The sequence below is a fragment of the Actinokineospora spheciospongiae genome (assembly GCF_003182415.1).
In the GTDB taxonomy this organism is placed as follows: Bacteria; Actinomycetota; Actinomycetes; order Mycobacteriales; family Pseudonocardiaceae; genus Actinokineospora; species Actinokineospora spheciospongiae.
In genome coordinates this window covers 269,421-282,579 of record NZ_QHCP01000004.1, presented here as the reverse complement: position 1 = coordinate 282,579, position 13,159 = coordinate 269,421, and the positions used below count along the sequence as shown (strand labels likewise).

Genomic DNA, 13,159 nt, shown 5'->3' with positions numbered 1-13,159 from the left:
AGCCGGTCGGATCAGGCCCCGCAGCGGCGGTGAAGGAGGAACCCCCGTGGCGACATGCGGGTACCGTAACCACAACCGCACTCCTCAGACAAGCTGACAAGTGGGAGACGTACGCCATGCCCCTGGGTTCCCTACGACCGTCCCCCCTGGTGGAGCAGGCCGCCGAACGGCTCCGCGAGCAGATTACCGATGGCACCTGGGACATCGGCACGAAGCTGCCCGGTGAGACGACGTTGGCCAAGACCCTCGGGGTGGGCCGGTCGACCGTCCGCGAGGCCATCCGCGCACTGGCGGGCGCCGGGCTCGTGCAGGCGCGGCAGGGCGCGGGCGTGTTCGTCGTCGCGACCCGGTCGGAGCAGGACTGGTCGATCCGGTTGCGCCAGGCGGCGATCACCGACGTCTACGAGGTGCGCGTGCTGGTGGAGGTCGCGGCGGCGGAGCTGGCCGCCCGCCGCCGCACCGACGACGACCTCGCCGCCATCGACGCGGCCCTGGCCGGGCGCCGCGCCGCGGCGGGCGGGACCACCGCCGAGTTCGTCGAGGCGGACACCGCCCTGCACGCGGCCGTGGTCGCCGCGGCGCACAACCCTGTGCTGACCGGTTTGTTCACCGAGTTCCTGCCCGTGTTGCAGCGCGGCCTGGTCGACCTGGTGGACCTGCTCGACCTGCGCGCGGACGACCCGAACCACGGGGACGCGGGCCACGCCGAGCTGGTGGCCGCCATCGCCAGGGGCGACGCCGAGGCGGCCGGACGCGCCCTGCGGGACGAGCTGGAGCAGACCCTCGCCCAGCTCCACGCCCGGTGATCGACCACCCCTCGGGACTGTTCATCTCCCGTTCACGTCCGCGATGTCGCATGGACAGCCGAAGCGGGCAGGTCACCACCAGGAGGTTCACATGAGCGCATCGCATTCCATGGACGACCTTGCCGAGCAGGTCAGCACGCAGCTGCACCAGATGGAGGCCCGCCTGGTCGACGACTACGGCCCGGCCCGCGAAGCCGACATCCACGCCGCCGTGCAGGAGGAGCACGACCGCTTCCGGGAGGCCAAGGTGACCACCTTCGTGCCCATCCTGATCGAGCGCCACGTCCGGTCCCGGCTCGGCCGGACCGCCTGACCGAAGCCGGAACCGGGCTGGGCGCGCCCTCGGGTGCGCCCAGCCCGGTTCCGGCAGGAGCCGGTCTCAGCCCGGGAGTTCGCCGTCCATCAGGGCGTCGTCCTCGTGGACCGAGCGCAGCGCGGTCACCGTCACGTGCCCGCGGCCGAGCAGGTCGGCGTCGGTGCCGGGTTCGAGGTCGCCGTCCACCACGACGTTGCCGACCTCGATCGTGCCGTCGTCGACCTGCGTGACCTTGCTGCGCACCCGACCGTAGGAGGCCAGCCGGGCCCACCGGGCGGGCAGGAGGCGGTCGGCGGGCACGTCCGGCACGTTCACGTTCAGCACGGCCCCCACCTCCAGCGAAGCCAGCAGCGGCAGCAGACCGGCCACGACCGACGCCGCGGTGCCCCAGTTCGGCGGGGCGGTCGGGTCGAGCGGCACGTCCAGGGAGACGGCGAGCGCGCGGGCGCCGTTGATGGAACCGGTCAGCGCCGCCCCCACGGTGCCGGAGTGCAGCACCGCGCGGCCGATGTTGGCGCCCCGGTTGATCCCGGAGAGCACCAGGTCCGGCCGGTCGCCGAAGCCGCCGTGGCAGGCGGTGAGGGCGATCAGGCCGGGGTGCGCGGCCACCGCGTACGCGGGTGCGCCGGGGAGCCCGTCGAGGGTCCGGCGCTCGACCGCGAAGGTGCGGTCGTCCGTGGCCGCGGTGAGCCCCGCGCTGGTGCCGCTGGCCTCCGCGGCGGGCGCGGCCACGAGGGTGGTCCAGCCGAGGTCCACCGCGCAACGCGCCAGCGCCAGGAGACCGGGTGAGTCGATGCCGTCGTCGTTGGTCACGAGCACTCGGGGAGACATGTCGTAGGTGCTACCCCACCCGCGCGATCTCTACCCGTTCGACCAGCGACCGGACCGCGTCGCCGCTGCCGCTGCCCAGGCCGTGGCGGGTGATGTTGAGGGCGCCCGCCGCCGCGCCGAGCCGCAGCGCCGCCTCCAGGTCCGCGCCCTGGGCGAAGGCGGCGGCCAGCCCCGCCGTCATCGAGTCGCCGCCGCCGCGGGTGTCCACCGGGTCCAGCGCGGGGGCGGTGACGAGCAGTTCGTCGTCGGCGGTCACCGCCAGCGTGGGTTCCGCGGCCCGCGACACCACGACCAGTTCGACCCCGGAGGCCACCAGCTCGCGCGCCGCGCCGGTCAGGTCCGCGAGGTCGTCGGACTTGGCCCGGCCGTCCTCGATCAGCTCCTCGTGGCTGACCTTCACCACCGCGGGCGTGCCCTCCAGCGCCGCCGCCAGCCGCGCGCCCGCGAGGTCGACGACCACCCGGCAGCCGTTGCGCCCGAGGTCGGCCGCCAGCCGCTCGTAGACCGACACCGGGACGACCTCCTCGGTGGCGACGTCGACCGAGCCGCCGAGCACGGCCACCCCGGCCGCCAGCCCCGCCACCACGGCGAGTTCGTACAGGTCGTCGACCTCGTGCCGGGTGAGCCGCCCGGGGTACTGCTCCACCAATTCCTCGCGCTCGCCCTCGCGCCGGTCGTGGATGTAGGCGCCGTTGCGCGCGGCCACCTGCCGGGAGCGCACCTCCAGGTCGGGGGCGGTCAGCAGGTGCCCCAGCACCGAGCCGGTCTCCCCGCCCAGCGCGCAGCAGAACACCACCGGCGACCCCAGCGCGGTGATCATCCGCGCCTGCCAGTACCCCTGCCCGCCCGCGTGCAGGTGCAGGTCCGGTCCACCGTCGAGGTCCTCCACCGTCACCGTGAGCTGCGGCGACGGCGCGAACACGCACACCTGGTTGTCCATGATCGGACTAATACCCCGAATCGCCCAAAACTAGTCGCGGCGTCGGGGACCCGGCCATCGCGAGCTGACCACGGGGATCACCCCGAGCCCAGCGCGATGGTCAGCTCCAGGACCGTCCTGGGGTCGTCGAGGCGGGAGCCGTACAGCTCGCGGAGCTGCCCCATGCGGTAGCGGACGGTCTGCGGGTGCACGAACAGTTCGGCGGCGATCTCCTCGCGCCGCCCGTGGTGCAGCAGCCAGGAGCGCAGGGTTTCCTCCAGCTTGGCCCGCTGCGGGGCGCGCAGGCCGTCGAGCGGGGCGAGGACCTGGGCGCGCAGGTCGTCGAGGGCGTCGGCGTCGGAGCGCAGGACGAGGTCGGCCAGGCATTGCTCGGTGTCCACGGTGGTCTCGGGCGTGGGGCGCAGGTTGAGCCGGGCGGCCCGCTGGGCCCGCAGGTAGGAGGCGCGCACCCCGGTCCACGGCCGGGCCGGGCCGAGGACGGCGCCCAGCCCCGCGAGGCCCGCCACCAGCGGACCGCGGAACGGGCCCTCGGCGTCGGGCACCAGGAGCACCGCCGTCCGGCCGTCGGGCAGGTCCAGGGCGCCCTCGAAGGTTTGCAGGGTGCGCGGGTCGAGGCGGGGCAGCACCCCGCGGGCGCGGGCCTCGGGGATGATCACCGCGGTCAGCGAGCGCGGCGGCTCCCAACCCGCCCGGTCCGCCGCGACCGCCAGCTCGTCCGGGCCGCTGCCGGTGAGCAGGCCGTACGCCAGGCGGTCGAGGTACTGCTGCCGGGCGCGGCCCGTGGTGGCCAACCCGTCGGCGTGGCCCGCCACGCTGATGGCGGAGAGCTGGTCGATGTAGGCGAAGAGGAGTCCGGCGAACCGGGCCATCCCGCCTGGTGAGAGGTCGCCGGAGGTGGCGATGGTGCTCAGCTCGCGCCAGGCGATCCGGGCGCCGACGCGGTAGGCGGCCTGCAACGCGTCCATCGACCGGCCGCTGCGGGCCTCGCCGACGCCGAGTTCGTAGGCACCGTCGAGCGAGGGCACCATGGGGGTGCTGGCCGCCGCTCCCCCTGCGCCCGAGGTCAGCTCCAGGAAGCCGCCGAGGGCCAGCCGCACGGCCGTTTCCAGCTTGCGACCGGTGCCGCCGGTGAAGACCTCGGTGTAGGCGGGCACCTCGGCCACGATCGCCGCAACGGTGCGCTCGGCGACCGACGGCAGCACCGACCGCATCGCCTCCGCCAAGCCCTCGGGCAGGCGGAATTGTTCTGATTCGAGTGAACTGTTCCCTGCGAACAAGAGCTGCTCCCCGATTCACGTCCCGGACACAGGAACTTACACCGCCGGTGCAGTCATGCTGAACCCATGGCGACGACGCAGACCCCGGTTCCCCTCCGCGACACGCTGCGCGCCCGCGCACGCCGGTTGGCCCGGTTGGTCACCACGCCGCTGGTGCCCGGCGACTACTGGTCGATCCTGGACCCCCTGGGGTCGAGCACGGACCTGCGCGGACGCGTGGAGGCGGTGCTGCCGGAGACCGCCGACGCCGCCACCCTGGTCATCCGGCCCGGCCGCGGCTGGGCGGGCCACACGGCGGGGCAGTACCTGCGCATCGGAGTCGACGTGGACGGGGTCCGGCAGTGGCGCTCGTACTCGCTGACCTCACCGCCGCGCCCGGACGGCACCGTGACGATCACGGTCAAGGCGCTGCCCGGCGGCACCGTGTCCCGGTTCCTGGTGCACCACCTCCAGGCCGGGACGGTCGTGCAGCTCGACCAGGCGGCGGGCGAGTTCACCCTGCCCGCCACCCGCCCGGCGAAGGCGCTGTTCGTGACCGCGGGCAGCGGCATCACCCCGGTCATGGGGATGCTCCGCGACGGCGCCGACCGGCTCGACGACGTGGTGCTGGTGCACTCCGCCCCCCGGCCCGAGGACGTCATCTTCGGCGCCGAGCTGCGCGGCCTCGCCGCGCGCGGTGGCCTGCGGCTGGTCGAGCGGCACACCGACGTCGACGGCGTGCTCGACCCGGCGGAGCTGGCGGTGCTCGTCCCGGACATGACCGAGCGGGAAACCTGGGCCTGCGGTCCCAACGGGATGCTCGACGCCCTCCAGGACGCCTACGACGCCGCGGGCAGCGGGCAGCGCCTGCACACCGAGCGGTTCCGACCGGCGCTGGTCGCCGTCGGCGACGGCGGCACCGTCACGTTCACCGGCTCGGCGGTCACCGCCGAGGCCGACGGCGCCACCTCGCTGCTCGACACCGGCGAGTCCCGCGGCGTGCTGATGCCGTCGGGCTGCCGCATGGGCATCTGCTTCGGCTGCGTCGTGCCGCTGCGCGAGGGCGCGGTGCGCGACCTGCGCGACGGGCAGGTGACCAGCGCCGTCCCCGGCGACGGCGTCCTCGTGCAGACCTGCGTGTCCGCCGCCGCGGGCCCCTGCCAGCTCGACATCTGATCCCCACCAGCGATCCGAGGACCACAGCATGACCACGATCCAGAAGCAGGCGAACAACCAGATCGCCCACCTGTCCGCCGAGGACATCGAGCGCATCGGCGTCGAACTCGACGCGATCCGCGAGCAGGTGATCGCAGACCGCGGCGCCGACGACGCCGCCTACATCCGCCGGGTGATCACCACCCAGCGGGTGCTGGAGATGGGCGGCCGCACCGTCCTGCTCGCCTCCCTGTTCCCGCCCGCCTGGTTCCTCGGCACCGCCGCGCTGACGGTGGCGAAGATCCTGGAGAACATGGAGATCGGCCACAACGTCCTGCACGGGCAGTGGGACTGGATGCGCGACCCGAAGATCCACTCCACCACCTGGGAGTGGGACCACGCCACCCCCGCGGAGCAGTGGAAGCACTCGCACAACCAACTGCACCACACCTACACCAACGTCCTGGGCAAGGACAACGACCTCGGCTACGGCATCATGCGCGTCGACGAGGGCCAGCGGTGGCACCCGTTCCACCTGGGACAGCCGCTGTGGAACTTCGTCAACGCCTGCATCTTCCAGTACGGGATCGCCGCCTACGACCTGGAGCTGGGCAAGAACCTGGCGAAGTCCCGGCGCGGCGCCCCGGAGTTCCGCGCCCGCGTGAAGCAGACCCTGCGCAAGATCGGGCAGCAGGTCACCAAGGACTACGTCGTGCACCCGCTGCTGTCGGGCCCGTCGGCCGCCACGACGATCACGGCCAACCTCACCGCGAACTTCATCCGCAACCTGTGGTCGCACTCGGTGATCATGTGCGGCCACTTCCCCGAGGGCGTCGAAACGTTCGAACGCACCTCCATCGAGGGCGAGACCCGCGGCGAGTGGTACCTGCGGCAGATGCTCGGCTCGGCCAACATCAGCGGCAGCAGGCTCATGCACGTCATGACCGGCAACCTGTCCTACCAGATCGAGCACCACCTGTTCCCGGACCTGCCCAGCAACCGGTACCAGGAGATCGCCCCGAAGGTGCGCGACCTGTTCCAGCGGTACGGGCTCAGCTACACCACCGGCAGCCTCCCCCGCCAGGTCGCCTCCGCCTGGAAGAAGGTCATCCGCCTGTCCCTGCCCAACAACTTCTTCGGCCACTCCGAACCCGTCCGGCCGCGCGGGGCCGCACCGGCCCCCGTCGTCATGCGGGTGCCGAACACCCCCGAGGCGGAACTGGTGTCCACCTCCTCCCGGTGAGGCACGGGGCAGGCCGAAACCCGTTCCACACCGGCACGGCAACCGGCCGCCCCGAACCCAACCGGCGCAGCAACGTCCACCCGGCCGAGTACACCCGCGAAACCCCGACGACCCGAAGCCGTCACCGGGTCAGGTCAGCCGTGATCGGCCCCGGACGCCGGTCGGGGACGAAGCTGTAGCTCAACCCCGTCGCGGTCTGCTTGATCGTGGTGTGCCCCGCGGTGCGGCACTGCTGGTTGGGTGAAGCGGGATCGGGTTCCCGCGCCTCGCGCAGCACGATCGCCTCCTGCGTGCCCCGTTCCAGCGTCAGGACGCCAACGCAGCCGAGCCCACCGTAGGTCGCCGTACCCACCTGCTCCCCGAACTGGCCTTGTTCCAGCGAGATCTCAGCGGTGTAGTCCTTCGCGCGCGGGTCCTGCGCCGCCATCGGGTCCTGCACGCGGCCCGCCTTCCAAGCCCCGAGCCAGTCGGTCGGCACGCGCCCCACCTGTTCGGTGCACTGCGAGGTGGTCAGCAGGGTGGACATGTCGCGCTTCGGGTAGGGGCCGACGATGCCGCTGTTGACGTCGATCAGCGCCGTGTCCCCCCACAGGCCCCGGTACCCGTACCAGGGTTGGTCGCGCAGGGCTCGCACGTCGGCCCAGGTCGGCCAGCGGGTGTTCCTGGCGGTCTTGTCGGTGCCCACCTGCTTCCCGTCGGCCCGTGAGAACTCCCCCGCGAAGCCGTAGGAGGCGTGCGAGCCACTCGCCGAGAAGGTCACGGGGTGGTCGCCCTCGGTGTCGAGGCGTTCCCAGGTGACCTGGCAGGGGGGCACCTCGTGCTTCGAGAACGCCACCGCGACCGGCCGGTCGCCGTCGACCTGCACGGCGACCCGCTCCCAGTCGGCCTCGTGGTTGTTGAGGAAGTCGTTGTAGGCGTACAAGAACCAGTAGACGTACGCGCCGACCCCCGGGCGCTGACCCGGCAGGTACTCCCAGTACACGGGTGCGGTGACCGTCCCGTCGACGGGTTTGGCGCCGTCCCGGGCGTCGTCGTCGAGGTCGAGGAGGAACCCCTTGCCGCTGCCGTCCTCGGCCGCCAGGTCGGAGCGGAACACCACCGGTTCGTCGCTCGGGGAGCAGTCGCGCTGGTTGCGGCGCAGCGCCGGGCTGGTGTGCTCGCCGCGGCCGAGCTTGACCGGGTCGGCGCGCTCGGCGACGAGCCTCGGGTCACCGCAGGGCGGGCCGTGGTCGAACCGCAGGGTGGAGCGGCGCACGAACTCCCCCGCGTCGACGGGGAAGTTCTTCTCGTCCTGGTGCAGCCACACCTCCGGCGCGAACCGCTCGGCCAGGGCCTGGTCGCCCTGCTCCACCGGCACCGCGGGCAACGCCGGGGTCCACACCTGGTCCACGTCGCTTACCACCGGGGTGCGGGTGCCGCCGTTGACGAGGGAGAGGTCCTTGTCGCGGGACAGCTCCACCGACGTGCCGTCGCCCAGTTCGCGCACCGAGGCCAGGTCGCGGTCGTCGGTGCGGGTCCAGTCGACGCCGTCGTGCCGCCACTGCTGGTGCGGGACCAGGTCGGTGCACCGGGGCTGCTCCAGCGGGTCCGCCTGCTCGCACTTCCAGGTCCACGCGGTGGTGCGGATCGTGCCGTCGGACGCCCACCACAGGTGCTCGCGCGCACTGTTCCACGACTCGTCGGGCACGTCCGGCGTCTGCTCGCGCAGCCGCCGGTCGGTGGTCACCACCTGCGGCGCCGGACTGGTCGGGTCGAACCAGACGACCGACGCGGTCCCGGTCTGCGCGCCGGTCGACCCACTGGCGAGGTAGGCGTACCCGGGGGTGTCGCGCCACCCGCGCGGCGTGTACGCGCCGCCCGACGGTGTGCCGAGGTGGCCGGTGTTCCCGACCGTGGTGCTCGTGCCGGTGGCGGGTTGGAAGACGACGACGTCGGTGAGCGGCCTCGCGCCGTCCTCGCTGATCCGGAACATGACCAGGCGGTCGCCCGCGCCGTCGATGCCCAGCAGCCCCTTGCCCCCCGCGAGGTCCGGTCGCACCGCCTCCTCCGCGCGCAACGTGGTGACGTCGTGGACGGCCATCTCCTTCGGGCTGTACCCGTCGATGGAGTAGACCTTGCCGTCGGCGACAGCGAGGTGCGAGCACTCGCAGGGCGCGGTCGCCGTGGCACCGGTGGCGGTGTCGATCGACACCAGTCGGGTCGAGGTGGCCACGACCACCCGGGAACCGCCCGGAACCCACTCGGCGTCGACGACGTTCTCGTTCTCCGCCAAGGCGATGTCGGCGACGGCCGCGGCGCCGCGCAGCACCCGCACAGCGTCAGGCGTCGCGTAGGCCACGACAGGTGGGACGGCGACCTGCTGCGGCGCGACGCGCTCGGTCTTCGCGGGAGGCGTTGGCGGAGAGGAGGTGCACGACGCAGCCGCCATCACCGCCATACCCCACACGATCGGTTTCAGTCCACGCACAGCAGTCCCCTTCCCCCGAAACCCCTGGGTGGACAGTAGCGCTCGGGTCCGACGGAAATGGGGCTTTCGGCTCAGGCGAAGACGACGGCGTAGGTGAGGGCGACCGCGGTGACCGCGACCGGGTAGACGACGCGCGCCCCGACGGTGATGCGGGCGGCGATGTCGTCGCGGCCGGTGGAGGTCAGCCGCTGGCGCACGAGGTGGGTCAGCAGGCAGCAGGTGGCCATCAGGATGAAGGCGTAGTAGGCCCATTCGATGGCCACGGTGTAGCTGACCTCGGGCAGCGGGGAGGTCACCGCCGCCAGCAGGACCGCGCTGGTGAGGATGGCGGTGATGCCGATGCTGTACCCGGCGGCGAAACCCGGGGGGAAGTACAGCGACAGGTAGGTCAGGGCGACGAGCAGCGCCAGCGGCAGCAGGTTCTTGACCAGGAACCCGCCGATGTCGCGCTGCACGCGGACGTCGGCGACGTACTGGCTGTAGTAGGTGCCGGTGCCCGTGTCGAAGGCGGGGTCGCCGAGTTCGGCGGTGCTGCCGACCGTCTCGCGGTAGAACTGGACCTCCTCGGCCGTCCAGTTCGGGATGCCATCGATGCTGGCGGAGGCGTTGGCGCCCCCGCGCAGCCGCTCGGACTGGGACCGGGTCAGCACCGCGGGGTCGGTGACGTAGACCAGTTGGGTCTCGGGCAGCAGCCGGTTCTGCAGGACCAGGGTGACGTGCTGGTGGTCGAAGGGGAAGTCGCGGAAGTCGAAGGCGGCTTTGAACTCCTCGGCCACCCGGTAGAGCCGGTAGTGCTGACCGTCGGTGGTCGAGGTGCGCAGGGGCGCGCCGAGGGCCAGGTCGGGGTCGACGGCGTTGACGAAGGTCAGGTCGGCGGCGGTGTCGTCGCCGGTGTAGCGCAACCACAGGAAGAAGTCGGCGAAGAAGGTGCCGTCCTCGGTGTCCAGCTCGCCGACCTCGTTGAGGTTGACGCCCGCGGTGACGACCCGGCGCGCGGTCAGTAGCTGCCCGTCGAGCTCCACCGCACGCCCCGCCGCGACGTCCTCGGCGGCGCCGACCCCGGGTCGCGGGGCGTAGGGGGCGAGCTGCACGGGGGCGGAGACGAACCGGGACCCGTTGCTCCTGACCACCGCGATCTCCCGCCCGGCCGACCCGCCCGGGTCGAACCGGATCGGGCCCAGCACCCCCTCGGGCGCGGTCTCCGCGCTGGTCATGGCGGCCAGCGCGGCGCGGACCCGGCGCCGGTCGCCCGCGCGGCCGTCCTCGGTGGCCTCCAGGTCGGGGGTGCGCAGGGCGTGCAGCGCGGCGATGGCGCTCTCGTAGGCGGTGGCGGCGTGCCAGCTCGGGGTGTAGCCGTGGACCGCCCGGAACGAGGTGGCCCACTGCAACGCGGAGCCGGTGAGGGCGTCGCGGGACATCGGTGCGACGGCGTAGACCTCCCCCAGCGGTGGCGCTGGTCGGTGCTGGGCCAGCTTCGCCGAGACGGCGTCGTGGAAGTACTCGTCGGCGAGCGCGTCGGCGGCGAACAGCGGGGCGGTGATCCCGGCGGCGCGCAGGGCGGTGACCGCCCGCAGGCCCTGCTCGGCCTGGGCCGCCAGCAGGATGGGACCGGGGTCCGGGTCGGCGCGCAGGGTCGCCACCGCTTCCGCCAGCGCGTCCCCGGCCCGGGCGTCCTCGGCCCGGGCGGGGGCGATGGTCAGGTCGTGCGCGACGGTGCCCCGGGCACCGAACGCGGCGACGAAGCCCTCGTGGATGCCCCGGCCGTACTCGGTGTCCTCGCTCAGGACCGACACCCGGGACGCGCCCAGGACCTCGGCCAGGTAGACCGCGGCGAACCCGCTCTGCGCGTGGTTGCCGAACACCGTCCGGAAGTACCACGGGTTCTCGGTGGTGAGCCGGTCGGCCGTGGCGCTCGGCGTGATCGCGGCCAGCTCCGCCCCGGCGTAGACCGGGGCCGCGGCCAGTGAGGTGTCGCTGAGCACGTGCCCGACCACCGCCAGCGCGCGCCCGTCCTCCACGACCTCCTCGGCCCGCACCCGCGCCCGGCCGACGTCGTCACCGTCGTCGAAGACCAGCAGCTCCACCGGGTGGCCGTTGACCCCACCCACCTGGTTGGCCTCGCCCAAGGCCATCCGCACCGCGTCCACCACGCCGCGCGCCACCTCGGGTTCCGGGCCGGTGAGCCCGGCGACCAGCGCCAGGTGCACCGGGTCCGGGTGGCCCGCCCGCTCGATCCCCCACCCCGCCCCCGCCAGCACCACGAGCACGCCCGCCACCGCCACCCACCGCCACCGCCGCCGCTTCCCCACCGCCACCTCGGGTTCCGGTTCGGGCGGCAGGGGCGGTTCGACCGCCCACTCCACCTCCACCGGCGCAACAGCCTCCACACCGCGCAACCGCCGCAGGGACCGCCGGGTCCGCGTGCTCGGCCGGGCGGCCAACGCCTTCTCCAGGCAGAACCTGCGCTCACCGTCCCGCTCGACCAGAGCGGCCAACCACACCCAGGCGGGCTCGTAGCCCGCGTCCTGCAACAGCGCCTCCCGCAGCACACCACGCGCGCCGGCGGCATCACCCGACTCCGCCAACCCGATCGCCCTGCGGGTGGCCTCGGCCGCCCGCAACGCCTCACCGCCTGCCACGCCGACCTCCTCGGAGGTCGTCCACGGCGCCGGGGGTCCCGCGCCCGCGCTGCGGCCGGTCCGGGATCACGAGACACCTCATTTCGCGGCATTGGTTTTCGAGGCAGTTCTCGCGCTCTCCCCCTGCTTAACGCATCCCCGGCGACTGATCCACAATCGGGGCGGGCACCACCCCTCCTGACGCCATCAGCCCCTCCGCGAGTGACCCCCGTCCGGGAACCGCCACCGTCGGTGACTCGGCGGCGGTGGGACTGATGCGGGGTGGTTGCCGGGGTTCCGTGCTTCGAGGACCCGCCCCAGGAGTTCAGAAGAGGGTGACGGGGTGTGGGTCTACCCCTGCTCGGACAGCGACCACGGGGAGGTCGTCGTGCGCGGCCTGACCACCTCGCACTCCTGACCGCCGCGGAATCATGCGTGAGCCGCCCTCCCGCGGGTAGCCCGTGACCATGGAGGACAACCAGTTCGAGGACAACCACATCGACACCCCCCTGGTCCGGTCGTTCGTCGCCGCGCTGCGCCGGTTCGAGCAGAACTCCGAACCGGCGGACCTGGTCGACCTTTTCGCCGACGGCGCGACCGCCACCCGGCTCGACTCCCGTGGTGACCGCACCGATGTGGAGGCCTTCTGGCGGGAGTACCGGGAGCAGTTCCAGGACCTGTCGACGACGTTCGTCAACGCCGTCGAAGGCCCCGACCAGTGCGCTCTGGAGTGGACGAGCAAGGCGACGATGCCGGACGGGCGCCCGGTGGAGTACCGCGGCGTCACCGTCCTCGACCTCGACGGTGAGCGGATCGCGCGCCTGCGGACCTACTACGACTCGGCCGTGTTCGTCACCGTCCCGGCGGGCGTGGGCCGGTGAGAGCACGGCGCCCGGGGGCTCGGGTCACCGCCGGAGCTCCCGGGCGCCGTGCCGCGCGTCAGTTGATGAAGTAGCCGAACACGTCGACGACGAGGTCGAGCGAGCCGCCGCTGCCGTCGTGGAACGTCTGCCGGTCACCGCCGACGAGGGTCAGGTTGGGCACCGTCTGCCCGGGTCCGAAGTTGACCGTCGAGGACAGCGGGCGGGGCAGGGTGGACCGTCAGGTAACCGCCCGCCTGCGGGTTGGTGACCGTCGAGTTCGCCACGACGGCGAACGGGAGGGTGGGCCCGGAGTACTCGACGGTGGCGAAGGCGCGGTCGCCGCGGGCCGGGATCGCCTGCGGGGTCCCGCCTTGACCCAGGCCGGTGCGGGTGTCGACCCGGCGGGTCGGGGTCCACGGAACGTAGCGGCCCGCGTCGGCGGTGGCGGCGGTGAAGTAGCCGGTGACGTCGACCACGACGTCGGTGGTGGCGTTGGCGAACAGGGAGACCTTCCCGTCCGCGCCCACCGGTGCGATGACCGCGTTCGACACGGTCTGGCCCGGGGCGAAGTTCACGTTGGACACGGGAGGCCGGGCGGTGCCGTCGGGTACCCGCCCAGGGTGGGGTTGGTGACGGTCAGGTTGAGCACCACCGCGGTGGCGCC

At 73.0% G+C, this 13,159-nt stretch carries 11 protein-coding genes; 5 read left to right on the top strand and 6 right to left on the bottom strand.

Annotated features, from left to right (window positions below; genetic code table 11):
* The first annotated feature begins 116 nt into the window (after positions 1-116).
* Positions 117-806 (top strand): FadR/GntR family transcriptional regulator, encoded by a 690-nt coding sequence (locus tag DFQ13_RS12435; RefSeq protein ID WP_035288233.1) that lies wholly within the window; start codon positions 117-119, stop codon positions 804-806.
* Positions 807-897: 91 nt separating this feature from the next.
* Entirely contained in the window at positions 898-1,119 is a 222-nt protein-coding gene (locus DFQ13_RS12430; RefSeq protein ID WP_035288235.1) for a three-helix bundle dimerization domain-containing protein, read from the top strand.
* A gap of 66 nt (positions 1,120-1,185) precedes the next feature.
* Here DFQ13_RS12430 and surE read toward each other — a convergent pair whose 3' ends face one another.
* From surE to DFQ13_RS12415, 3 genes are all read right to left on the bottom strand, one after another.
* Entirely contained in the window at positions 1,186-1,953 is a 768-nt protein-coding gene (gene surE / locus DFQ13_RS12425) for a 5'/3'-nucleotidase SurE (RefSeq protein WP_035288237.1), read from the bottom strand.
* Positions 1,954-1,963: 10 nt separating this feature from the next.
* Complete coding sequence (locus DFQ13_RS12420; RefSeq protein WP_181399947.1) at positions 1,964-2,893, bottom strand: PfkB family carbohydrate kinase; 930 nt, start codon at positions 2,891-2,893, stop codon at positions 1,964-1,966.
* A 77-nt stretch (positions 2,894-2,970) separates the two neighbouring features.
* Positions 2,971-4,170 (bottom strand): PucR family transcriptional regulator, encoded by a 1,200-nt coding sequence (locus DFQ13_RS12415; RefSeq protein WP_219994395.1) that lies wholly within the window; start codon positions 4,168-4,170, stop codon positions 2,971-2,973.
* 66 nt (positions 4,171-4,236) lie between these two features.
* Between DFQ13_RS12415 and DFQ13_RS12410 the strand changes: the two genes are divergently transcribed.
* On the top strand, positions 4,237-5,325 hold the full coding sequence (locus DFQ13_RS12410; RefSeq protein ID WP_110079890.1) for a ferredoxin reductase: 1,089 nt from the start codon (positions 4,237-4,239) through the stop codon (positions 5,323-5,325).
* 28 nt (positions 5,326-5,353) lie between these two features.
* Positions 5,354-6,547, top strand: a complete 1,194-nt coding sequence (locus DFQ13_RS12405; protein ID WP_110079889.1) for a fatty acid desaturase family protein — start codon at positions 5,354-5,356, stop codon at positions 6,545-6,547.
* 121 nt (positions 6,548-6,668) lie between these two features.
* Here DFQ13_RS12405 and DFQ13_RS12400 read toward each other — a convergent pair whose 3' ends face one another.
* Positions 6,669-8,975: a hypothetical protein gene (locus DFQ13_RS12400; protein WP_146241201.1), complete on the bottom strand. Its 2,307-nt coding sequence runs from the start codon at positions 8,973-8,975 to the stop codon at positions 6,669-6,671.
* A 110-nt stretch (positions 8,976-9,085) separates the two neighbouring features.
* Positions 9,086-11,653: an ABC transporter substrate-binding protein gene (locus tag DFQ13_RS12395; protein WP_110079887.1), complete on the bottom strand. Its 2,568-nt coding sequence runs from the start codon at positions 11,651-11,653 to the stop codon at positions 9,086-9,088.
* A gap of 446 nt (positions 11,654-12,099) precedes the next feature.
* Here DFQ13_RS12395 and DFQ13_RS12390 point away from each other — a divergent pair, with 446 nt between their 5' ends.
* Positions 12,100-12,513, top strand: a complete 414-nt coding sequence (locus DFQ13_RS12390; protein ID WP_063936027.1) for a nuclear transport factor 2 family protein — start codon at positions 12,100-12,102, stop codon at positions 12,511-12,513.
* A gap of 134 nt (positions 12,514-12,647) precedes the next feature.
* Here the strand turns inward: DFQ13_RS12390 and DFQ13_RS12385 are convergent, their stop codons facing one another.
* On the bottom strand, positions 12,648-13,070 hold the full coding sequence (locus DFQ13_RS12385) for a hypothetical protein (RefSeq protein ID WP_110079886.1): 423 nt from the start codon (positions 13,068-13,070) through the stop codon (positions 12,648-12,650).
* Positions 13,071-13,159: the final 89 nt, after the last annotated feature.

What these genes read in the sequence shown, in the direction of transcription:
- DFQ13_RS12435 (WP_035288233.1), top strand. Translation starts at nt 117, where the DNA reads ATGCCCCTGGGTTCCCTACGACCGTCCCCCCTGGTGGAGCAGGCCGCC.
- DFQ13_RS12420 (WP_181399947.1), bottom strand. Translation starts at nt 2,893, where the DNA reads ATGGACAACCAGGTGTGCGTGTTCGCGCCGTCGCCGCAGCTCACGGTG.
- DFQ13_RS12405 (WP_110079889.1), top strand. Translation starts at nt 5,354, where the DNA reads ATGACCACGATCCAGAAGCAGGCGAACAACCAGATCGCCCACCTGTCC.
- surE (WP_035288237.1), bottom strand. Translation starts at nt 1,953, where the DNA reads ATGTCTCCCCGAGTGCTCGTGACCAACGACGACGGCATCGACTCACCC.
- DFQ13_RS12410 (WP_110079890.1), top strand. Translation starts at nt 4,237, where the DNA reads ATGGCGACGACGCAGACCCCGGTTCCCCTCCGCGACACGCTGCGCGCC.
- DFQ13_RS12400 (WP_146241201.1), bottom strand. Translation starts at nt 8,975, where the DNA reads ATGGCGGCTGCGTCGTGCACCTCCTCTCCGCCAACGCCTCCCGCGAAG.
- DFQ13_RS12390 (WP_063936027.1), top strand. Translation starts at nt 12,100, where the DNA reads ATGGAGGACAACCAGTTCGAGGACAACCACATCGACACCCCCCTGGTC.
- DFQ13_RS12430 (WP_035288235.1), top strand. Translation starts at nt 898, where the DNA reads ATGAGCGCATCGCATTCCATGGACGACCTTGCCGAGCAGGTCAGCACG.